The 20417-nt window shown below is 58.7% G+C and carries 21 protein-coding genes; 9 read left to right on the forward strand and 12 right to left on the reverse strand.

What is annotated here, in order from left to right; translation table 11 throughout:
• The first annotated feature begins 23 nt into the window (after positions 1-23).
• The 4 genes from pabB to msrA all read left to right on the forward strand — a co-directional run bounded on the left by pabB (position 24) and on the right by msrA (position 4002).
• Positions 24-1745, forward strand: coding sequence for an aminodeoxychorismate synthase component I (gene pabB, locus EUU25_RS12580; protein WP_158901485.1), 1722 nt, complete (start codon positions 24-26; stop codon positions 1743-1745).
• 69 nt (positions 1746-1814) lie between these two features.
• Positions 1815-3017, forward strand: a complete 1203-nt coding sequence (locus EUU25_RS12585) for a pyridoxal phosphate-dependent aminotransferase (protein ID WP_158903387.1) — start codon at positions 1815-1817, stop codon at positions 3015-3017.
• Positions 3018-3140: 123 nt separating this feature from the next.
• Positions 3141-3323 carry a hypothetical protein gene (locus EUU25_RS12590; protein ID WP_158901487.1) on the forward strand — a complete coding sequence of 61 codons (183 nt, stop codon included), beginning with the start codon at positions 3141-3143 and terminating at the stop codon, positions 3321-3323.
• Positions 3298-4002 (forward strand): peptide-methionine (S)-S-oxide reductase MsrA, encoded by a 705-nt coding sequence (msrA, locus tag EUU25_RS12595; RefSeq protein ID WP_246162712.1) that lies wholly within the window; start codon positions 3298-3300, stop codon positions 4000-4002. The genes EUU25_RS12590 and msrA overlap by 26 nt, the downstream gene beginning before the upstream one ends.
• 33 nt (positions 4003-4035) lie before the next feature.
• Here msrA and EUU25_RS12600 read toward each other — a convergent pair whose 3' ends face one another.
• On the reverse strand, positions 4036-4812 hold the full coding sequence (locus tag EUU25_RS12600; protein ID WP_158901489.1) for a molybdopterin-dependent oxidoreductase: 777 nt from the start codon (positions 4810-4812) through the stop codon (positions 4036-4038).
• A complete protein-coding gene (locus EUU25_RS12605; RefSeq protein ID WP_158901490.1) occupies positions 4809-5675 on the reverse strand; it encodes a cytochrome b/b6 domain-containing protein in 867 nt (288 codons plus the stop codon). The genes EUU25_RS12600 and EUU25_RS12605 overlap by 4 nt, the downstream gene beginning before the upstream one ends.
• Before the next feature lie 119 nt (positions 5676-5794).
• On the opposite strand from EUU25_RS12605, the gene EUU25_RS16725 reads away from it, so the two are divergent.
• From EUU25_RS16725 to EUU25_RS12630, 5 genes are all read left to right on the forward strand, one after another.
• On the forward strand, positions 5795-6250 hold the full coding sequence (locus EUU25_RS16725) for a YbbD-related protein (protein WP_484590547.1): 456 nt from the start codon (positions 5795-5797) through the stop codon (positions 6248-6250).
• Between the two features lie 248 nt (positions 6251-6498).
• Entirely contained in the window at positions 6499-6861 is a 363-nt protein-coding gene (locus tag EUU25_RS12615; protein ID WP_158901494.1) for a hypothetical protein, read from the forward strand.
• A gap of 209 nt (positions 6862-7070) precedes the next feature.
• Positions 7071-7355 carry a BufA2 family periplasmic bufferin-type metallophore gene (gene bufA2 / locus EUU25_RS12620; protein WP_158901496.1) on the forward strand — a complete coding sequence of 95 codons (285 nt, stop codon included), beginning with the start codon at positions 7071-7073 and terminating at the stop codon, positions 7353-7355.
• Positions 7356-7437: 82 nt separating this feature from the next.
• Positions 7438-8277: an MNIO family bufferin maturase gene (bufB, locus tag EUU25_RS12625; RefSeq protein WP_158901498.1), complete on the forward strand. Its 840-nt coding sequence runs from the start codon at positions 7438-7440 to the stop codon at positions 8275-8277.
• Entirely contained in the window at positions 8274-9047 is a 774-nt protein-coding gene (locus EUU25_RS12630; protein ID WP_158901500.1) for an HvfC/BufC N-terminal domain-containing protein, read from the forward strand. The genes bufB and EUU25_RS12630 overlap by 4 nt, the downstream gene beginning before the upstream one ends.
• A 17-nt stretch (positions 9048-9064) precedes the next feature.
• Here EUU25_RS12630 and EUU25_RS12635 read toward each other — a convergent pair whose 3' ends face one another.
• From EUU25_RS12635 to mnmE, 10 genes are all read right to left on the reverse strand, one after another.
• Positions 9065-9514: a DoxX family protein gene (locus EUU25_RS12635; RefSeq protein ID WP_158901502.1), complete on the reverse strand. Its 450-nt coding sequence runs from the start codon at positions 9512-9514 to the stop codon at positions 9065-9067.
• 219 nt (positions 9515-9733) lie between these two features.
• A complete protein-coding gene (locus tag EUU25_RS12640; RefSeq protein WP_143777197.1) occupies positions 9734-10036 on the reverse strand; it encodes a BufA1 family periplasmic bufferin-type metallophore in 303 nt (100 codons plus the stop codon).
• A gap of 225 nt (positions 10037-10261) precedes the next feature.
• On the reverse strand, positions 10262-12964 hold the full coding sequence (locus EUU25_RS12645) for a carboxypeptidase regulatory-like domain-containing protein (protein ID WP_158901504.1): 2703 nt from the start codon (positions 12962-12964) through the stop codon (positions 10262-10264).
• Positions 12965-12993: 29 nt separating this feature from the next.
• Positions 12994-13848: a fimbrial biogenesis chaperone gene (locus EUU25_RS12650; RefSeq protein ID WP_246162714.1), complete on the reverse strand. Its 855-nt coding sequence runs from the start codon at positions 13846-13848 to the stop codon at positions 12994-12996.
• 188 nt (positions 13849-14036) lie between these two features.
• The gene (locus tag EUU25_RS12655) at positions 14037-14531 is read right to left on the reverse strand and encodes a DUF4402 domain-containing protein (protein ID WP_158901506.1); all 495 of its coding nucleotides are present in this window, start codon (positions 14529-14531) and stop codon (positions 14037-14039) included.
• Positions 14532-14805: 274 nt separating this feature from the next.
• The gene (locus EUU25_RS12660; RefSeq protein ID WP_158901508.1) at positions 14806-15738 is read right to left on the reverse strand and encodes a ParB/RepB/Spo0J family partition protein; all 933 of its coding nucleotides are present in this window, start codon (positions 15736-15738) and stop codon (positions 14806-14808) included.
• On the reverse strand, positions 15735-16514 hold the full coding sequence (locus EUU25_RS12665) for a ParA family protein (RefSeq protein WP_158901510.1): 780 nt from the start codon (positions 16512-16514) through the stop codon (positions 15735-15737). Before EUU25_RS12665 ends, EUU25_RS12660 begins: the two co-directional genes overlap by 4 nt.
• Positions 16511-17176 (reverse strand): 16S rRNA (guanine(527)-N(7))-methyltransferase RsmG, encoded by a 666-nt coding sequence (gene rsmG / locus EUU25_RS12670; protein WP_158901512.1) that lies wholly within the window; start codon positions 17174-17176, stop codon positions 16511-16513. Before rsmG ends, EUU25_RS12665 begins: the two co-directional genes overlap by 4 nt.
• Entirely contained in the window at positions 17173-19053 is a 1881-nt protein-coding gene (gene mnmG / locus EUU25_RS12675) for a tRNA uridine-5-carboxymethylaminomethyl(34) synthesis enzyme MnmG (protein ID WP_158901514.1), read from the reverse strand. The genes rsmG and mnmG overlap by 4 nt, the downstream gene beginning before the upstream one ends.
• A gap of 65 nt (positions 19054-19118) precedes the next feature.
• Positions 19119-20411 (reverse strand): tRNA uridine-5-carboxymethylaminomethyl(34) synthesis GTPase MnmE, encoded by a 1293-nt coding sequence (mnmE, locus tag EUU25_RS12680; RefSeq protein ID WP_158901516.1) that lies wholly within the window; start codon positions 20409-20411, stop codon positions 19119-19121.
• Positions 20412-20417 lie beyond the last annotated feature (6 nt).

Genomic DNA, 20417 nt, shown 5'->3' on the forward strand with positions numbered 1-20417 from the left:
TCCGGAAATCGCCCTTTGTCCTTTTGGACGACGCCCGCACCTCGGGAGCGTCGCCGGCGCGGCTTTATGCCGATCCGGTCGCGGTGTTGACCGCGCAAATCGGAGACGATGTCGGCCCGCTGCTCGAACAGCTTCGCGCGGCACGGGCCGACGGGCTGCATGCCGCTGGTTTTTTAAGCTATGATGCAGGCGCGGCGCTTTTGCCGCAATTGGGTCCGCCGCCGTCGGGGACACTGGCTTGGTTTGGATTATTCAGCGAATATCAGCAACTTGACTCAGACGCCATGGCGTCATGCCTGCCCGATCCGGCGGGGGCATGGCTGTCGCCGCTGCGCCCGCAAATTGCGCGGGGCGACTATGCCAAAGCCTTTGCGGCGGTGCAGGACTATATCAAGGCGGGCGATATCTATCAGGCGAACCTGACCTTTCCGCTGCTTGCCGACTATGCTGGGGACCCGCTCGCGCTCTATGCGGCGCTGCGCCCGCGGGCGGCGGCGGGCTATGGTGGCGTGGTCTGGACAGGGGAGCGCTATTATCTGTCCTTCTCGCCCGAGCTGTTTTTTGCGGCCAAGGACCGACGGGTGACGACCAAGCCGATGAAAGGCACCGCCGAACGCCGCGCCGATCCTGTGGCCGATGCGGCGGAGGCCGAACATCTTCGGACCGATCCCAAGCAGCGGGCGGAAAATCTGATGATCGTCGACCTGTTGCGTAACGATCTGTCGCGGGTGTGCGAGGCGGGGTCGGTGCGTGTGCCGGACCTGTTCCACATCGAAAGTTACCCCACCGTTCACCAAATGACCTCGACTGTCACGGGCGAGCTCGCGCCCGGGCGCGATGCGGTGGATGTGATCGCGGCGCTGTACCCATGCGGCTCCATCACCGGCGCCCCCAAAATCCGCGCAATGCAGATCATCGACGAGACCGAAGCCGCACCGCGCGGCCTCTATTGCGGTTCCATCGGACGGATCGACGCCGGGGGCGACGCCGCGTTTAACGTCGCGATCCGCACTTTTACCTTGTGCGAAACGACGAAGACGGTTTCATTGGGGCTGGGATCCGGCATCGTTGCGGATTCCGACGTGGACGCCGAATGGGCGGAATGTCTGGCAAAGGGGGATTTTGCGAAGGTGGGTGGGACCGGTTTTGACCTGATAGAAACAATGCGCTTTGAACCGGCGCAGGGTATTTTGCGGCTCGAACTGCATCTGGAACGGATGAAGGAAAGCGCGCGGGTCTTCGGGTTCGAATTCGACCGGCACGAGGCACGCAACCGGCTGCATGCCGCGACCTTCCATCTGGACAGGCTGTCGAAAATCCGGCTGCTCGCCTCCAAAGGCGGGGCCTTGTCGATCGAGGTCCGGCCGCTGGACGACACATCAGGCTGGCGTGTTGCGGTGGTGCCGCTTCCCGTGGACAGCGCCGATTTCCGCCTGCGCCACAAAATCAGCGACCGCGCCTTTTACGACGAGGCGCGCCGGTCGCGGCCCGACTGCGACGAGGTCCTGTTCACCACAACCGACGGCCGCCTGACCGAAGGCAGCATCACCGCGCTGTTTGTCGAGCGGGACGGAACGCTGCATACGCCGCGGCTGGAGACCGGCCTTTTGCCCTCCGTGTTGCGCCGCGAGCTGGTCGATAATGGGCAAGCGGTCGAGGCAGACCTGTTCGCCGCCGATCTGGACGCGCCTTTTTATGTCGGCAACTCTTTGCGGGGATTAATCCCGGCCACAAGGGTTGCGTAATTTTCGGTGAGGCATTAGGGGCAGCCACGCAATTTGCGTTCAATTCAGCCCGTGAAAGCCAGTCCCATGATCGACCGTCTGTCCGCCGCCCTCGGCCGGATCGCCCCTTCCGCCACCCTCGCCATGTCGGGCCGGGTGATTGACCTGAAGGCGCAGGGCATCGACGTGATCGGCCTGTCCGCAGGCGAGCCCGATTTCGACACGCCCGACTTTGTGAAAGAGGCCGCGATTCAGGCTATCCGCGACGGGATGACCAAATATACCGCCGTCGACGGCATCGCCCCGCTGAAACAGGCGATCATCGCCAAGTTCAAGCGTGACAATGGCATTGATTATAGCCCCAAGCAGATCACGGTGAACTCGGGCGGCAAGCACACGCTGTTCAACGCGCTGGTCGCAACGCTCGACAAGGGTGATGAGGTCATCATCCCCGCGCCTTATTGGGTCAGCTATCCCGACATCGTTCAGTTCGCGGGCGGCACACCTGTCGTGATCATGGCGACCGCCGCGCAGCATTATAAGATCACACCGGAACAGCTCGATGCCGCAATCACGCCCAAGACCCGTTGGCTGATCCTCAACTCGCCCTCCAACCCCACTGGCGCGGCCTATAACTCGGTCGAGCTGGAGGCGCTGGGTCAAGTGCTTCTGAAACATCCGCATGTCATGCTGCTGACCGACGATATGTATGAACATATCTGGTATGCGCAGTCGCCCTTCGCGACCATGCTTCAGGTCTGCCCCGATCTCTATGACCGCACGCTGACCATGAACGGCGCGTCCAAGGCCTATGCCATGACCGGCTGGCGCATCGGCTATGCCGGGGGTCCCGAATGGCTGATCAAGGCGATGGGTGATCTTCAGTCGCAATCGACCAGCAACCCCTGCTCGATCAGCCAATATGCTGTTCTCGCCGCGCTGAACGGCCCGCAGGATTTTCTGCGCGAACGCAATGCTGCGTTTAAGGAACGGCGCGATCTGGTGGTGGCGATGCTGAACGATGCGCCCGGGCTCAGCTGCCCCACACCCGAAGGCGCCTTCTACGTTTATCCTGACGCCAGCGGCGTCATGGGCAAAACGACGCCGAAGGGAAAGAAAATCGAAACCGATGCCGATCTGATCGACTATTTCCTCGACGATTACCGCGTCGCCGCCGTGCATGGCGCTGCCTTTGGCCTGTCGCCCGGCTTCCGCATTTCCTACGCCACATCGGCGGAAATCCTGAAAGAAGCTTGCACGCGAATCCAGTCGGCGTGCGCCGCACTCGTCTGAGCGCAAATGAACAGAAGAAAACGGCGCGTTAAGGACGATTTAACGTGACCTCTGCTTGAAACTTTTTGTGGCGGGGTAACGTAACTGCTCCTGCCGCCGAACAGGCGATAACAAGAGAAACCAATGGACCGTATCTTCAACTTTCTGCGCTCGGATCTTTTCCTCAGCCTCGCCGGTGGCTTTGCCCTCGGCCTTGCGGGACTGACCGTGATTAATCCGGCCAATGCCAGCAGCGCAGACGGAGACGCGGGACGTTCAATTACGGTTGGAGCGCCTGTCCATGTCGAGTCCCCTGCCCCGCAATAAACGTACGCCCCGCCTGTTGCTTCTGGCAACGGCGCTCGCCTTCACCGCCGCCTGCGGCCCCGAAGGCGCATCACCTATCGCCATGGCCCACGCCGCCGAAGGCATCGCTATTGCCGCCCCCAAGGCCCCCATCACCGAGCCCAAGGGAACCCAGACGGCTGTCTTTGCCGGCGGTTGTTTCTGGGGCATCGAAGGCGTGTTCGAACGCGTCAAGGGCGTAACCAGCGTCGAGTCCGGCTATTCCGGCGGGACCAAAGCCAGCGCCGATTATGACAGCGTCAGCGCCGGGACCACGGCCCATGCGGAATCGGTCCGCATCCGCTATAATCCCGCCGTCGTCAGCTATAATGATTTGCTGCACATCTTCTTTTCGGTGACGCATGATCCGACCCAGCTGAACCGGCAGGGCCCCGATACGGGCCGCCAATACCGCACCGCCATCTTCCCCGCAAACGCCGCCCAACGTACCGCAGCGTCGGCCTATATCGCGCAGTTGAACAAGGCCGGATATTGGAAGAAACCGATCGTGACGAAGATCGAAAGCTTCAGCTTTTACCCTGCCGAAGGCTATCACCAGGACTTCATGGCGAAGAACCCGGCCCATCCCTATATCGTCGCCTGGGACAAACCCAAGGTCGCCAATCTCAAGCGCCTGTTTCCAAACCGCATCCGGTCCTAAAGGCGGGCGCCGGTTTCTCGGCGCGGGATCATCCTAGATCCCGGCATACCAGTCATAGTCATGGGCATCTTCCCAATAGCCGCCCTTGCCGCCGTAAAATTTGGAAAGATCGTCGGTTGCTTCGACGCGCATGACATATTTGGCCTGCTTATAGCCCAATTGCCGTTCAACCCGCAGGCGCAAGGGCGCGCCATGTTTCACAGGCAATATGCCGTCGTTCATGCTCCACGCCAATATGGTCTGCGGATGAAAGGCATCGATCAGATCGACCGATTCATAATAGGGCATGCCCGGTCCCCATTGGTCCGCACAGTGAAAGACAATGAACCGCGCGCGGGTCGATAGGCCCGCCGCTTGCAACAACAGGCGCAGCGGTGTGCCCCGCCATTTGCCGATCGCGCTCCACCCTTCGACACAGTCATGGCGCGTAATCTGTTCACGCGACGGCATCCCCATCAGGGTTTTGAGGTCAAAATTCTGCGGGTTTTTGACCATGCCGTCGATCCGCAAGGACCAGCGGGCAAATTTGTCGGCCACATGCGCCGCATATTCCGGTGTCCCGCCACTGATCGAGCCATTGGCTTTGAAGGTCGGCGACATATCGCTTTCGCTAAATTCGGGTGCAAGCGCACCGCGGTCCATGATCAAGCGGTGCGCCCCTTTGTTGAGCGCTTCGCCCGTACGCAGGATGGAGCGGAAGCCCGGATCCTCGGTCAGGGCGTCACACCCTGAAAGCAACAGGCCGCTGCCGCCCAGGGCGGCTCCGGTCAGGAACCGGCGGCGGGGCAGTATGATGTTGGAATCGCTCATGCCGCTTCTCCTTCCACAAATACAGGTTCGGGCGCGGGTGCAGGCTCGGCCTTTCCGGGCAAACGGTATTTGCCGGTAATCATGGAACGCACCTCGTTCACGGGTCCTGCCAGAACGACCATCGCCATATGCACGAAGAAGAATCCGACCAGCCCGAAGGCACACAGGAAATGGATCGACCGCGCCGACTGCCGCCCGCCGAACAGATCAAGCAACCACGGCCACGCGGCATTCATCGCCGGCGACATGGTGAGGCCGGTAAATATGATGAGCGGCAGCATGATGAAGATGACCGAGATATAGGCGAATTTTTGCAGGATATTATAGTCCTTGGCCGCCGCCCCGGTGGGAAAGCGCAACCGCGCATGGTCTTTGATGTCGTGCCAGATGTGAGAGAGCGACCATTCCCATTTGCGGATATGCAGATCGTTGCGCACATGCCCGTTCCACAACGAACGCAACATATAGAGCGTCAAGGCGACCGCCAATATCCATGCAAAGGTAAAATGCCAGCGCCGCGCCGCCTGCAGATCATAGCCAGACGGAATGGTGACCCAATAGGGAAAGGCGCGGCGCTTCACCTCGCCCTCCTCATTGGTCCAGATACCAAGCACACCGGTGGTTTCCACCCGCACCCCGGCAAGTTCGACAAATCCGGTATCGCCCGCATCGTCGATAACCAGCCAGGCCTTATCGTCATTCGCGCCATATTGGCCCCAATAGAGCCGTCCATGCGCATTGAAGATCATCAATCCGCTCATCAGCATGACGAGCAGGGTCAGCGCATTGGTCCAATGCCACAGCCGCGTCGACAAGCGATGCCGCTTGACCACATCCCCCGGCTTAAGATCCGCCTGCTCCATATATCTGCTCCCTGATCGCCTGAATATCCTGCCAGAGCGTGTTCGCAGAGAATAGCGTTAAAGTTACAGGGTGAAAACGGCTCCTTGAGATTTCGCACCATCCCAGATAGACAAAGTGCATGTGGAGATCCTTATCCTGCACCGTTGTCTTAACGCTCGCAGGGTGCAGCGACGTATACACAGAGACCTATGCGACTTGGCAGGAAGCCAAAGATGCGGGTGCCGTGCAACGTGGTTGGATCGGAAGCTTTGTGCCAACAAGTGCTGTCGACATAAAAGAAACGCATAACATAGATACCAACGTCCAAACTCTGTTGTTTGCAGTGCCTCCATCACAGGTCCCCGCGATGGTCCGTGGAATGCGAACGCTGGCGAAGACGGATATGACCATACACCCTTTGCTGGTTGATGACTTGTGGTTGGATATGAACGATTGGGAGCCATTTGACCGCTATATCGTGTGCGATGAGGGCAACCTTGGGTTCCTTTTCGTGCACAGCGCGACGGGGCGATCGGCATATTTCAATGTGCAGTGGGAGGCGGCGAGAAGGGTTGAAGAGATTTGTTCAATCTGATGATGCGCATTTGTGCTTTTGAGACAAGTCGCTCTACTGTAACGGTTCGCAACGTTGTCGTGTCCTGACAGCCCGGTTTGACAGCTTTGTTGTGGAATGCGGACATTAGCTCCACAATCTAACTGGATGCTCACTCCGCTGAATTTCAATTTGCTAACTGCGCTCCTTTCTCGCCAAACTTAGATGATCTTTCTGTGGGCGGATCTAGGCGTTAATGATGATCCAACGCGGTGAAGAGGGTGAGATTGATGGACGAATTTTTGAACGACGCCTTTGAACCCATAAAAATCTCGAGATCCGAGTTGAAGAGGTTGCTCGAGAGGATTGCCTCCCTGTGGCCGGCGACAATATGCTGCACCGATAAGGCATATGGTTTGGAGAGTTTTTCGTGTCGATCAATCGTTCCCCTCGGGCGCACTGCACGTGACAACTTCGAACTCGTTGATTGGGGTGTTCACCAAGAGATCGCTGGTATCGCCCTCGACTTTATGGGGATGGCGATAAAGCATTCAGCTAAATATCTGACATTGGTTGAGATCAGTAACATCGATTACGACACCATCATCGGTAACATGTATGCCCGTGACGACATTATTATCACATCGGACTAAGTGATTTCGCGGGACTATCGCACCCCAAAGACACGAAGGCGAGAAGGAAAAGATCAAAAAAGGTGTTTCAGCTAAACCGTAAATCTGAATATGCGGAAACTCCTCAGTTATATCCGTTCGATTTCCCGCGATGTAACCATCCGACCTGTTCGCGCGAACAGCAAGCTACCCACGATGGGTGAAACAAAATTTTCGAGGATTGGATTGATATGACAGCTACCCGTACAAAAACATTGGCTGCTCTTGCCGGCGCGATGGCTCTTGTTTCTGCCGCCAGCTTTGCTGCAGAAGCGCCGACCGGCAGCAAGGGCCGCGCTTTGGGTGCGAATGATACCGTTCATTGCTATGGCGTGCATAGCTGCAAGGGCAACTCCGATTGCGCAACTTCTGAAAATGAATGCAAAGGCCAGAATGCCTGCAAAGGGCACGGCTTCAAGGCATTAAAGGCCGGACAGTGCCTGTCAAAAGGCGGCGTGATCGGCGATCTGGGCTAAACCCCGAGGCCTGCGATGGTCCGGTGCTTGCCGATCCCCCCATGAAAAAGCACCGGATCTGCACTGTAATGAAATGCATATCATGACACCCGAAATCAGCCCCTATGCCGGCTTTGGCATTGGTCTTCGCACAGACCATTATGGCGACTTTATCGAACATGATGTGCCCGTAGATTTTGTTGAAGTTATTTCCGAAAACTTCATGCTCGAAGGCGGGCGCCCCTTGCGTATCCTGGAACAGGTCCGCACCAAATATGATGTTATTTTGCACGGCGTATCTATGTCGGTCGGTTCGGCCCACGGCATCGATGAAGCCTATCTTGCACGGCTGAAGTGTCTGGCCGAACGAATAGACCCCCTATGGATTTCCGACCATTTGTGCTGGACGCGGACCAGCGCCCACAACAGCCATGACTTGCTGCCACTGCCGCTGACCCATGAGGCGCTGGATATGGTGTGCCGGAACATCGACCATGCCCAGAACATATTGGGTCGCGCCATGCTGTTCGAAAATCCGTCCAGCTATCTCACTTTTCCTGAAGACGAGATGACGGAATGGGAATTTATTGCCGCCATGGCGCGACGGACCGGTTGCTTCCTTCTGCTCGACATCAACAATATTTATGTCAGTGCGCATAATCATGGCTATCGGGCAAAGGATTATCTAGCCGGTATTCCGCACGAACAAGTACGCCAGATCCACCTGGCGGGGCATACACCTGGCCCGATCATCATTGACACGCACGACCGCGAAGTTGCTGACGGTGTGTGGTCATTGTACAAGGAGGCGCTCCGCTTCCTCGGACCGGTTGCAACCATGATCGAGCGCGACGGCAATATCCCGTCCCTCACCGAACTTTTAAGCGAACTGGATATTGCCCGGTCGTTGGCCGGCTATGAAGCCCTGCAGGCGGTGTCATGATCTCGCTCGCCGAACGGCAGTATCAATTCATGGCGAGTCTGCTCGCCGAAGACGCCGATCCGCTTGAGACTTCGTCGTCGAAGCTCGGCGCCGGCTTGGCCATTTATCGAAACAACTACCGCACAACATTGATCGAAGCGCTGATGGATACATTCAAACGGACGGCGCGCTGGATCGGCGACGACGTGTTTCACCAGGCTGCAGCGCACCATGTCATCGTTAATCCCCCCAGTGGCTGGACGCTCGACGATGTGGGTTCAGGATTTGATCGCACGCTTGCCGAGCTTTTCGCGAAGAATCAGGAAGTAAGCGAACTGGCATGGATCGAATGGTTCATGCATCGCGCCTTTGGTGCGGCCAATGCCGAACCGCTGACGGTGCTTGCTTTCGCAGATGCAACGGCCGGATTTGATGACAAGGATTGGAGCACCCTCGGCCTTGAGTTTGTCCCTGGTATCCGCACCTGTCTCGTGCACCATGATGTTGCCGCGATCTGGCACGCATGCGATACCGACGACGTATCTCATCCGCCATATGCGCTGGATGAACCCTTGGCCTGTCATGTGTATCGTGACGGGGAGCAGCCGGCCTTCATTACCGCCCCCGCATTCGAAAACCCGGCGCTCGACGCGATGGTGAACGGGGCGCATTTTGGTGACGTTCTCGACGTGCTTCTCACACTTCGCCCTCATGAGTCAGCCGTTGCGGACGCAGGCGCGATGCTGGGCCGCTGGCTGAATAATGGCTTTATTATAGGGCTACGCACCTAGGGCGCTTTACGACGTAATTAGAACCGCTTGGCGAGAAGCGCGTCACTCGAAAGCCGGCCGGGACCGCGTACAATCAGCACCATTGCGAGTGCGACCCAGATCATGTGTACCGACCACCAAGCTTCCGGATAGACGAAAATCTGGATGACCATTGTCATGCCGAGCAGAGCGAGTGCAGACAATCGGGTAAACAGACCAATGACAAGCAGAAATGGAAACAGATGCTCTGCATAGGTCGCCATATAGGTCGCAAATAGAGGCGGAAGAGGGACGTTGCTATATTCTTCCTGAAAAAGGAATTTGGCGGTGTCGCTGATCGAGAGCCAGCTGCCCTCTTCAACCTTGGTACGGCCCGAGCGCCAAAAAATCCCCGCCAGGGAAACGCGGACGAATAATAATGTAAGTTGCTCGACCCAGCTGTCGGGAAGCGATGAAACCAATCGGTTATAGGGAGCGGTAATTTTCATTTTCTCTCCGTTTCGCCAAAGGGCGCAGCGTCGGGCAAAAGATAATAATGGTATTGCGGATGGACCCCGACGCACATGGCGCGACCCGAAGGTGGTTGGGCTAGGAAATGTCCGATGGTTCGCAGGTGGGGGATGTCCGGCCAAGGGAGGAGTGGGTTTCCGGAACAGGGAGCTGCATTTCATCGGACATTGCGTCCATCCGCAAAGTCAGGACAGGCCTTATCCTTTGTTGCCGGCTTTCTGCGGAACCGGCTTTGCATTACCGCTGTGGGCCGTCAATGTGCCACCCATCTTTATGCACGATCCCTTCGCGACCAGCTTCCAGGCATTTCCCTGATAGTCGACTGTTGAAGTTCCGGCGCAGCTCGTTCCAGGGCCTGCGGCACAGTCGTTCTTGCCTTTCAGCGAAACGCCATAACATTTTTCTTTTCCATCGGCGGCTTGCACGGGTGCAGTGGCCAAGGTGATGGCGGCCGACAATGCGACGGCCGCACCCGCCAGCTTTAACGAATGATTGCTCATAAACTCTCCATATTCCAATAGGTCGAATGTCGCAGGATCGCTGATGAAGCGAACCTGTGACCCATTCGCAAATTGGGGCGAGACGGTTACAGGAAGCCGAAGTTTTTCAGAAAGACAGCCGGTTGGATGAAGGCATAAGATCCCCTCTCTCCTCTCCAGATGAGAGATTTCGGGTTGTTTCTTCGTGCCTTAATGCCGTCGTACCGTCCAATATGACTGAAGGGATTAAGGCCCCTGCGCAGGCGGCGCCAACCCGGCCACCCGTTGTGCGGCACGCGCAGTTACGATGCCCAGGTCGACGCTTCCGCTATCCTTCCCGAGGTTCGCGACCGACGGCAGGGTCATTTCAACGCCGACGACATTGGCCGCCAGTGCGGCGATGCGCAGGCTGTAGCGGCCATAGGGCACGAATTCGAACAGGAAGAACCCGTCATATTCGCTGCGCGTTGTCTTCACGACCCGCCCGTTTTTGTCCACCAGTTCGATGTCGACCCCGCTCAGGATTTTTCCGCCTTCGCGTTGCAACTGGCCGGAAATCTCGCCTGCCGAAACCAGTGGTAGTTCGATAACAACGGGCACGCCGGGACGCGGGGTCACGACGATGCCGCTGGTGGCGGGCTGGACAAAGGGATCGGGCAGGCTGGACGCATCGATTCCGATCAGAACCGGCTCATAAGGTTGCAAGCCATCGAGGATTGTCCGGCCCTCGGCGTCGGTCGGCGGGCCGCGCGCCGATAATCCGGCGGTCAACTCTACTTCTTTTTGCACCGCCTCGCCCGGTTGGCGGATGCCGTCGGCATTTTCGTCCTGGAACACGACCGCAAAGGCCTGACCCGTTGACGCGAGCTTTTCCGATGCAAAGCGCATGCCGCCATCGTGCGGATTGGGTCCGATGCTGAAGGCGAGGTTCAGACCGGCAGCGACCGATCCGTCGCTGGCAGCCTCGACCTGGCCGGTCAGCGCAAAATGTTTGAAGCGGCGGGTGTGGCCAAGGGCCAGCCGTCCGCGGGAATCGCCATTCGAATAGCCGGCCTCGACTTTCCAGTCCGATTTTTCGCCGGCGCGCCATTCCGCCGTGATCTTGGATTCGCGAAAACCGCTATCGCCGGTTAGTCCGACCGTCGCTTCGCCGCGCAAACGCAGACCACCGATGCGGCCCGACAGGCGCAATGATGCGTCCAGCCGCGCATCGGGGCTTATTCCGAACGGACTTTGGTCCTTCACCCAATCCAGTTCGGCGCTTGCATTTATCTTATTGATATTAAACGATAATCGTGATTCGACCTCTAACCGGTGGCCGCCATCGATACGGTCGATATAGCGCACTTCGGCACGGATCGGGAAATAATGGCGGCCAAAGCGGAGGCTGTGGTCGATCGAAAGGCTGTTGAACCGGCGGACATCGCGGTCATAGCGTTCGCTTTCATAGCCGCCGAGCAGCCAGGCGCTTTCGCCGCTGATCAGCGTTTCGCCCACCTGCGCCAGCACCTGTCCACGCAGGGCATAGCCGCCCACCAGATTGGCCGCGCTCGCCAGTTCGACCAAGGTGGGGCCAATGGCGCGGCGGACCGATCCTTCGAGATAATAGTTCCGTTGCCCGCGCAAAACCGCGCTGACAAAGGAGGCCGCGACTGACGTCTTGGGGTCAAGACCGCGCTCGACCCCGAACCCGCCGCGCCAGCCGAGATAGTCATTGGGGTCAACCCCATCCAGATTGATGAGGTCGCGCCCCGCATCCTGCACGCCTGCCCAATAATAGGTTTCGCGCGGCGGGATGGAGCCGAGGCCCACCGGGATCATCTTCACATCGCGGCGGATCTGGCCCTGCGGACCGTACAGCACGACTTCGAAGCGGTTCTGCCCGTAGAGCAGCGGTACATCGAGAAATTCATAGCGGCCATCGCCCCGGCTCTGGACATAGCCGATCAGCTGTTCGTTGCGGTAGAGTTCCGCATCCCACCCATTGGGCAGCTCGCCGCGGAATACAGTGCGGTCGAAACTGTCGGGGCGGTTCAACGGGCGGTTGGTGACGAACGCCCCGCGGCCGGCGGTGGTCTGGATTCCGAGCGGCGTTACATTGGTCGAAACATCGCCTAGCGCCCAGTGCGTCGCCTTCAGCGGACCGAGCAGGCCGCCGTCCGGATCGGTGCGGTATGCGCGCATGCGCAGATTTTCGGGAACACCCCGGTCGTCGGACGACAGGCGTGCATCAAAGGAAGCGCCCGCAACTTCGCCGCTGGCGTAAATTTCATAGCGCGCGTCCAAACGGCGGCCGCTGCGCTGGTCGCGGGCGGCGCTGACTGACGCCACGACGTCAACCGAAGGCGTGCGGAACATTTTATAGGGATCGCGCGCCTGGGGCAGGCTGGCGAGGTCGAAGGCTTTGGTCGGCCGCACCTTCCCCGCCCGCGCCTTGCGTTCTTCGGCGAGTTCGAACGGCAATTTGCGGTCCGCGCTGATGATCAGCAGCGCATTGGACAGATCGGCCTTCACCTCGACATTCAGCCAGCTGGCGAGCACCTTGGTGTCGACACACCAGCCTTCGGGAACATCGCGGATCGCATTTGCGGCGACGGGCGCGCTTTTGTTCACGATTTGTACTGTATTGGATTCCCGGTCAAGGGTGAAGGTGCGGCTTTCTTCGAACAACCAGCCAGTTGCGCGGCGCGACTTTTTATCGACACGGACGGGAAGATCAAAGGCAATGATAACATCGGCGAAATCGACGCACACGCCACTATCGGTCTGATAGCCGCGAACGCCTTCGCCCACGCGCCATTGACCAACGCGGACATCGAACAAAAGCGCATCATCTTCATTCGGCTGCCAGGTCGACGCACGCGCCGAAGCGACGGGAATGGTGAGCATCCCCGTCGCCACGGCCAACGCCGTCAGTGCCTGTGCGGCCTTATGAAAATATCTACGCATGACCGTGAAAAAGTGGCGCCTTCAGCCCCTTAGGGAAGGACGGTGCGCACCTGTGCAATCAATCCGCCGCCGGCTTCGGGGGCTTCATAATAGGAAAGCACGATATCACCCTTCATCTTCGCCGCGACTTCCGGGGGAAGGGGGAGAGAGACCGAGCGGCTGGCAACTTCAGGATAGATGGCGATGCCCTTGGCGACCGACAGCGGTTCTGACTGGCCGGGCTTGGTCACATGGATCTCGCCAAATATGGATTTATCCCCCTGACGCGCCATATTGAATTCGAGGGTCGGGCCTTCATTGTCTTTGCCCATGCGCACATTGGTCAATGCGGCGGTTCCCTGCAAATTGCCCTTGCGGACGATGACGGGGATGCTGATTCCGTAAATAGGGATCAGCTGGATGCGCAGACTGTTGCCCGCATCCGCCGAACCGTCAGCAGCAGGCGTCTTGGGAATGGCGCGAAAGAGCATATGGGCCCGATATTCACCGTCGGGCAACGCATCGATCGCCTGCAGGCCGATGCGGATCGACTGCGGCTGGTTGGGCGGCAGGGTCACGCGGCGCGGCGCATAGCGGATGACATCGAGCGCAGATTTTTCCTTATCGTTCGCGACCGTCGCATCGACATCGTCAAGCCGTCCCTGATCATTCATCCGCCGCAGTTCGAGCGTGATGCGATAGGTCGCCTCTTCATCACCGATATTGTTGAGGATGACCTCGGTCCCGCGCCGGCCATCCAATATGACCCGCGTCGGTGCGATCAGAAGATCTCCGGCCGCATGGGCAGGTGCCGAAACACCTGTTGTAACGGCACCCAAAAGGGCACCGCCCAATATGATACGGGCGGCAAAATGACGGCATGCCAAAAAGAGCCGTGTGCGCATAAATATTCCCCATCCACATGTTGTGCGGCGTTCGGCCTGGTCGCCTGTCCGCACGGGTCCATGATGCGGGCATGCCAGAATATGGTTACCATCCGGCTAACGAATGGATTTCAGACAAAGAAAACCCCCGGTGACGCTGGGCCACCGGGGGTTGCTCTCCCTAACCTGCGTCCGAAGACGCGGGGCTATTACTGATAGTCAGCCGATACGTTGTACGTGCCGGTGTAGGTGCCTGCAGCCTGGTTTGCACCAACGGCCAGCGTGCCACCAACGTAGAAAACTTCAGCCGCACCGGTCGAGGTGAACGATGTGATCGAAGGGTTCAGCGTCAGCGTCATCGAGTTGGCACCCGAAGACAGCGTGGTCGAAGCAGGAACGGTAACGCCTACGACATAGCCCGAAGTCGCGCCCGAAACGGTGAAGCGGCCGCGCAGGGCGGTGCCGACGCAGGTCACGCCTGCCGAGCAGGTGCGGGTGTTCGATGTGGTTGGCAAGGTAACGGTGCCAGCGGCAGCGCTCGAAGCAACGACGCCAAGGTCAAGGCCGTCATTCTGGGCGAGCTGCACAGCAGCGAGGATATCAACTTCAGCCGTAGCGGTCTGGGTTGCGGCATTGGCGCCGGTCGAAACCAAAGCGGCAGCTGCGATTGCGCCAGCAAGGGCGATTTTCGACTTGTTCAACATATACTGGTCCTTTTGTGACATAAGCAGATTAGAATGCCCCACTGCATTCAAGTGTCGCTTATGCACATCGAATCATAAGGCTTTGCTGCATGTCATGGTTAATAGAAGCTTACCATTTCAGATGCGTATCAGGCACCCATAGTCGGCGAAACCCGCAGAAGAGAGCCATTTTCGAAAGCTGAAAACAGCAATAGCCCCGCAAAGCGGCGAGCACGAAAGATGTAAATTTTGCAGGAAGAGTCGATCGGAGCCTTAGCGCCCCGACCGGAAATTCTCAGAATTTTTCGCCGGTTAGCCGCTGGCACAACATATCGAGCTGGTCGAGACTGCCATATTCGAATGTCACCGACCCCGCCCCGGTGGCGTTGCGCTGGTTGATCTTGACCTTCAGGCCGAGCAAATCACCCAGATGCGTCTCAACCGCATGGATATCGGCATTGTCCGATCCGGCAGACACGCGAGACGAACCACCCTGCCCTTGCGGAGCGCGGCCCTTTTTGACGAGCGCTTCAGTGGCGCGGACCGAAAGGCCCTGCTTGATCACCACCATCGCCAGCCGCACGGCATCATCGCTGCCCAGCAAGGCCCGGGCATGCCCCATGGACAGCTTTTCCTCGATCACCAGGTCGCGAATCGGTGCGGGCAGATCGAGTAACCGCATCATGTTGGCGACATGGCTGCGCGATTTGTGCACCAGATCAGCCAGAGCAGCGGCGCTATGCCCGAACAATTCGGTCAGTTTGCGGTACGCTTCGGCTTCTTCGATCGGATTGAGGTCCTGCCGCTGGATATTCTCGAGAAGCGCAATTTCCAATGTTTCGGCATCGTCGAAATTGCGCACAATTGCGGGTACTTCGTGAATCTGGGCCCGCTGTGCCGCGCGCCAACGGCGTTCCCCTGCAACAATCTGGTATCCATCGTCCAAGGGCCGCACCACGATCGGCTGGATAATACCGTGGCGGCGGATGCTTGCCGCAAGCTCTTCGAGCTTTTCTTCGGCAAAATGACGACGGGGCTGTTCGGGATTGGGCCGAATGCTTGCAACAGCAATCAATGCCACACCCTGTGTAGCCAGATTCTCGGCCGCAGGTGCCGGCGCGCTGGAGGATTCCCCGCGAATGGCTTCACCCAACAGCGCGTCGAGGCCCCGACCCAAACCCATTTTCTTACGCAGCGGTGTCTTTTCGACCGATTCGTCCGGAGTCATGCAGCCAATTCCCGTGTCGGCATGCGCCCGATCAGTTCGCGCGCCAAATTCATATAGGCTTCGGATCCCGAGCAGCGATGGTCATAGACCAAGGCGGGCAAGCCATGGCTGGGCGCCTCGGACAAGCGGACATTGCGCGGAATCACAGTTTCGAACACCAGAGCGCCCAGACAACTGCGGACATCATCGGCCACCTGGTCGGTGAGCCTGTTCCGGCGGTCATACATGGTCAGCGCCACGCCCATAATTGCCAAATTGGGGTTGAAGCGCTTCTGTATTCGCTCAACTGTTTGTAATAATTGGCTTAATCCTTCCAATGCGAAGAATTCGCACTGCAGGGGTACCAATATCGAATCCACCGCGACGAGAGAATTGATCGTGAGCAGGCCCAGCGACGGTGGACAATCGATCAGGCAGATGTCCCAATGCGTATCCGACTTGTCGAAGGCCGCCTTCAGCCGTCCGGTCCGGTCTTCATATTCCACCAATTCGATTTCCGCGCCCGACAAATCAACGGTCGCGGGGACAATATCCAGATTGGGAATCATCGTTGGAATGGCGGCGTCTTTCAACGACGCGTCCCCCAGAAGAAGATCATAGCTGCTATGCACACGCTCGGCCTGCTTCAGCCCGAGACCCGTTGAGGCATTTCCCTGCGGGTCGAGATCGACCAGCACACAGCGCCAGCCACTTGCCGCCAGAGCCGTGGCAAGATTGATCGCGGTCGTGGTCTTGCCCACGCCGCCTTTCTGGTTCGCTATAGCAATTCGAATCATCGTCTCTGATGCCTCTTTGCCGCCGCAGCGGTGTGTTTTTCGTCTTTTCCTGTCAAATGCCCGACCAATATGCCGGCTTCGGCATCGGTCACACTCGACTCGATCCGGAATTCCCCTTCCCAGACCGATTTAACCCCGTCCCATTCCTTAGCCGCATTCCGGCCCTTTGGTAACAGCCATAACGTCTTATTTGTGGAAAATCGTGCGGCAAGATCGAACAACTTGTCCAATGGAGCAAAGGCCCGCGCACTGATGACCGAATATGGGGCAGTTTCAACACGCTCCAACGGCATGCCCGCAACGGTAACCTGCGATTCCAGATCAAGCAAGGCAATGGCGCGCTGGAGATATTCGATCCGCCTTCCACGCGATTCCACCAAAGTCACCCGATGCGAGCTAAGCAGCGCAACGACCAACCCCGGAAAACCTGCCCCGGAACCAAGGTCTATCCATGCCTGGGAGCCGTCGGGACAGAAGCGCAAAAGCTGCGCACTGTCGACAATATGGCGATCCCAGATATGATCCAGAGTTGATGCGGAGATCAGGTTCTGACTCTCCGCCTCGCGCTTCAAAAAGGCGATAAAGGCTTCTAGCTTCTCCCATGTTTCACGTGAAACAGTGAAATGCTCTTCCAGCCAGTGACGGGCTTCGGCTTCGGTCATGCGGCGACGTCGCTGATCTGCTGTGCCCGCTTTGCATGGACCATGATCGCAACCAGCGCCGCCGGAGTGACCCCGCGGACCCGTGCCGCCGCCGCCAGATTTTCCGGTCGAGCTGCATCCAGTCGTTCGACCATTTCGTTCGAGAGACCCGCAATGGCGCGATAGTCAATCCACTCAGGAAGAAGGACCTTTTCATTTGCGGCAATATCGCGAATTTCATTTTCTTGCCGGTCGATATAGGGAGCATAACGCCCGTCTTGCTCGATTTCATCCAGCAAGGTCGCATCCCCTTCCCAAGCTGTTTCACGTGAAACAGACAGAAGGTGTCGGACGGTCACTGAAGGAAAACGGAGCCATTCATAGAGCGACATCCGGCCTGCATCGCGCTTCACATCCAGACCATGACGGAGCAATTGGTCGGCCGAAAATTGCTGTGCGAAATCAGCTTCCAGGGCCTGTTTCTCCCACAAGCGCTGGTTAAACCACAGCGCACGTTCTTCGCCTACACATCCCGATTGCAAGGCCAAAGGCGTCAACCGTGTGGTTGCATTGTCGGCGCGAAGCCGCAAACGATATTCGGCGCGTGCGGTCAGCATCCGGTATGGCTCTGTAACGCCCTGCAGGATCAGGTCGTCCACCATGACAGCCAGATAGCTGTTCGATCTGTCCAGTGCAGGCATTTCACGGCCCAAGAGACGGGACGCAGCACCCATACCAGCGATCAGACCTTGGGCAGCGGCCTCTTCATAACCCGTTGTGCCGTTGATTTGTCCGGCACAGTAGAGGCCTTCAAAGCCCCGGACCGCAAGGCTGCTATCCAGCGCACGGGGGTCGATATGGTCATATTCTACCGCATAGCCTGGAACGACAATTTCGCACTGCTCCAGACCGGCCATGGACCGGACCATCGCCATCTGGATATCGGTCGGCAAGGACGTGGAAATGCCGTTGGGATAGATCAGGAAACTGTCCAGGCCTTCAGGCTCCAGAAATACCTGATGTCCGTCGCGATCCCCAAAGCGGAAGATCTTGTCTTCGATGGAGGGGCAGTAACGCGGTCCCTGCCCCGCAATGTCGCCACCGAAAAGCGGCGAACGATCCAAGCCGCTGCGAATGATATCATGGGTTTCACTATTGGTACGGCTGACGGCGCAAAAAAGCTGCGGGATATGGCGGCGCGTTGTGAGCGGTGACATGGTCCACGACCCATCATCGGACGGCTGCACATCCAATTGTGCCCAATTTATGGTCCGGCCATCCAGACGTGGCGGCGTGCCGGTTTTCAGGCGGGCCATGGGTAACCCAGCGCCGCGAATCTGGTCTGCCAGTTTGAGCGCCGAGGATTCGCCTATCCGGCCACCTTCCAGACGCTCTTCCCCACGGAATAATTTTCCACCCAGAAAGGTTCCGGTCGCCAATATGACGGCGGAACAGCCTATGCTGCTGCCATCTGCCAGGTCCACACCGACAACGCGCTGGGCGTTGTCCGGTGCGAAACGAAGCCCGGCGGCCTCACCTTCGACGATCGTTAAATTCGGTAAAGAGGCCAACTGACGCTGGATGGACGCTTTGAACAAAGCGCGATCGGCCTGAATACGCGGCCCCTGCACTGCCGCCCCCTTGGAGGCGTTGAGCATCCGGTAATGAATCGCCGCATCGTCGGCAGCGCGGGCGATCAAGCCGTCAAAGGCGTCCACTTCGCGCACCAGATGCCCCTTGCCCAGACCACCGATGGCAGGGTTGCACGACATGGCGCCAATGGTTGTCTTGTCGAAATTGACCAGAGCAACACGCGCACCCATCCGCGCCGCAACCGCCGCGGCTTCGGTGCCTGCATGGCCTCCGCCAATAACCAATATGTCCACATCACTGCGCATGGCGCGCGCATAGCGCAGCGCGGCGGCGGGGTCAAAGTGGTTGGGGGTGTTTCACGTGAAACAGATTATTTTCCGACGCAGAATCGGCCAAAAAGCGTATCCAGCAGATCTTCAGTGTGCGCCCGCCCTGTCAGCGCATCCAAAGCGAGTCGTGCCTGACGGAGATGTTCGGCGGTGATCAGCCAGTCGTCGGCCTCCGCAGCCTGGGTCAGTGCGGACGCGCATTGGGCCAGCAGATCGCGCTGACGGGCATTGATCGCGAACTGATCCGGCGGGGGCAAAAGCCCCTTGGCGATGTCGGTCAGGGTGGTAACCAGCTGGGCCATTCCCTCTTCGGTCTTTGCGGATACGGTAACCGCATCAGGTCCTTTGCGGGCATGCGTGGGATCGTCGGCTTTGGCTGCGATCTCCACCAAATGCGGGTGGGCTGGTCCTGTGCCCTCCTCCCCCAGCCATAACAGGATGTCGGCGCTATCCATCGCGGCCCGGGTGCGTTCAATCCCGATCGCCTCGATCCGGTCGTCGGTCGCATCGCGCAGGCCCGCTGTGTCCAAAAACAGGAAGGCTATGCCGCCGATCGATACCGGTACCTCAATCACATCGCGCGTGGTGCCGGCAATGTCGGACACAATGGCCGCGTCACGGGCCACGAGGGCGTTGAGCAGTGTCGACTTGCCGCTATTGGGTGGGCCGCCGAGCACAACACGCAAACCGTCGCGCAATTTCTCGACCCCCGGGGCCTCTACCAGAGTCCGGATGGCGTCATGAAGTCTCTTGCAACCTTCTGATATTTTGTCATTATTTTGCGTCTCGACATCTCCTTCATCGGAGAAATCAAGTTCCGCTTCGGTCAGCGCGGACAGGACGAGCACCTCCTGCCGCCATTGCTCAATCCGGCGGGAAAAGGCCCCGCCCATCATCGCGCCCGCGGCCCGGCGTTGCCATTCGGTTTCGGCAGATAGCAGATCGGCCAGCCCCTCGGCTTCATTCAGGTCCATCCGGCCATTCAAGAAAGCCCGCCGGGTAAACTCCCCGGCCTCTGCGGGCCTCAGTCCTGGCAGCGCTGCAAGCGCAGCAGACACGGCGCGCACCACCGCCCGTCCGCCATGCAGGTGCAATTCAACCAGATCCTCCCCCGTCGCGCTATCAGGCCCGGGGAAAACCAACACCAGCGCCCGATCCAACACCTCGCCCGAAGCATCCCGCAAAGTCCGCAAAGAAGCCCGCCGCGCCGCCAGGGCAGACCCCGCCAAAGCTTCAGCCGAGTTAACAGAATCGGGACCACTAATCCGCATCACCGCAATAGCCGCCGGCGGTGCGCCACTCGACAGCGCAAAAATCGTGTCAGCGGCGGGCATATTTTG

This window comes from Sphingorhabdus lacus (genome assembly GCF_009768975.1).
Taxonomy (GTDB): domain Bacteria; phylum Pseudomonadota; class Alphaproteobacteria; order Sphingomonadales; family Sphingomonadaceae; genus Sphingorhabdus_B; species Sphingorhabdus_B lacus.

Excerpts from the sequence above, each read along its gene's own strand:
- EUU25_RS16725 (WP_484590547.1), top strand. The coding sequence starts at position 5,795 with ATGTGGAGATCCTTATCCTGCACCGTTGTCTTAACGCTCGCAGGGTGC.
- bufA2 (WP_158901496.1), top strand. The coding sequence starts at position 7,071 with ATGACAGCTACCCGTACAAAAACATTGGCTGCTCTTGCCGGCGCGATG.
- EUU25_RS12650 (WP_246162714.1), bottom strand. The coding sequence starts at position 13,848 with ATGCGCACACGGCTCTTTTTGGCATGCCGTCATTTTGCCGCCCGTATC.
- EUU25_RS12635 (WP_158901502.1), bottom strand. The coding sequence starts at position 9,514 with ATGAAAATTACCGCTCCCTATAACCGATTGGTTTCATCGCTTCCCGAC.
- EUU25_RS12615 (WP_158901494.1), top strand. The coding sequence starts at position 6,499 with ATGGACGAATTTTTGAACGACGCCTTTGAACCCATAAAAATCTCGAGA.
- mnmE (WP_158901516.1), bottom strand. The coding sequence starts at position 20,411 with ATGCCCGCCGCTGACACGATTTTTGCGCTGTCGAGTGGCGCACCGCCG.
- EUU25_RS12645 (WP_158901504.1), bottom strand. The coding sequence starts at position 12,964 with ATGCGTAGATATTTTCATAAGGCCGCACAGGCACTGACGGCGTTGGCC.
- EUU25_RS12665 (WP_158901510.1), bottom strand. The coding sequence starts at position 16,514 with ATGATTCGAATTGCTATAGCGAACCAGAAAGGCGGCGTGGGCAAGACC.
- mnmG (WP_158901514.1), bottom strand. The coding sequence starts at position 19,053 with ATGCGCAGTGATGTGGACATATTGGTTATTGGCGGAGGCCATGCAGGC.
- EUU25_RS12600 (WP_158901489.1), bottom strand. The coding sequence starts at position 4,812 with ATGAGCGATTCCAACATCATACTGCCCCGCCGCCGGTTCCTGACCGGA.
- EUU25_RS12605 (WP_158901490.1), bottom strand. The coding sequence starts at position 5,675 with ATGGAGCAGGCGGATCTTAAGCCGGGGGATGTGGTCAAGCGGCATCGC.
- EUU25_RS12630 (WP_158901500.1), top strand. The coding sequence starts at position 8,274 with ATGATCTCGCTCGCCGAACGGCAGTATCAATTCATGGCGAGTCTGCTC.
- msrA (WP_246162712.1), top strand. The coding sequence starts at position 3,298 with ATGTCGAGTCCCCTGCCCCGCAATAAACGTACGCCCCGCCTGTTGCTT.
- EUU25_RS12655 (WP_158901506.1), bottom strand. The coding sequence starts at position 14,531 with ATGTTGAACAAGTCGAAAATCGCCCTTGCTGGCGCAATCGCAGCTGCC.
- rsmG (WP_158901512.1), bottom strand. The coding sequence starts at position 17,176 with ATGACCGAAGCCGAAGCCCGTCACTGGCTGGAAGAGCATTTCACTGTT.
- EUU25_RS12660 (WP_158901508.1), bottom strand. The coding sequence starts at position 15,738 with ATGACTCCGGACGAATCGGTCGAAAAGACACCGCTGCGTAAGAAAATG.
- EUU25_RS12640 (WP_143777197.1), bottom strand. The coding sequence starts at position 10,036 with ATGAGCAATCATTCGTTAAAGCTGGCGGGTGCGGCCGTCGCATTGTCG.
- EUU25_RS12590 (WP_158901487.1), top strand. The coding sequence starts at position 3,141 with ATGGACCGTATCTTCAACTTTCTGCGCTCGGATCTTTTCCTCAGCCTC.
- bufB (WP_158901498.1), top strand. The coding sequence starts at position 7,438 with ATGACACCCGAAATCAGCCCCTATGCCGGCTTTGGCATTGGTCTTCGC.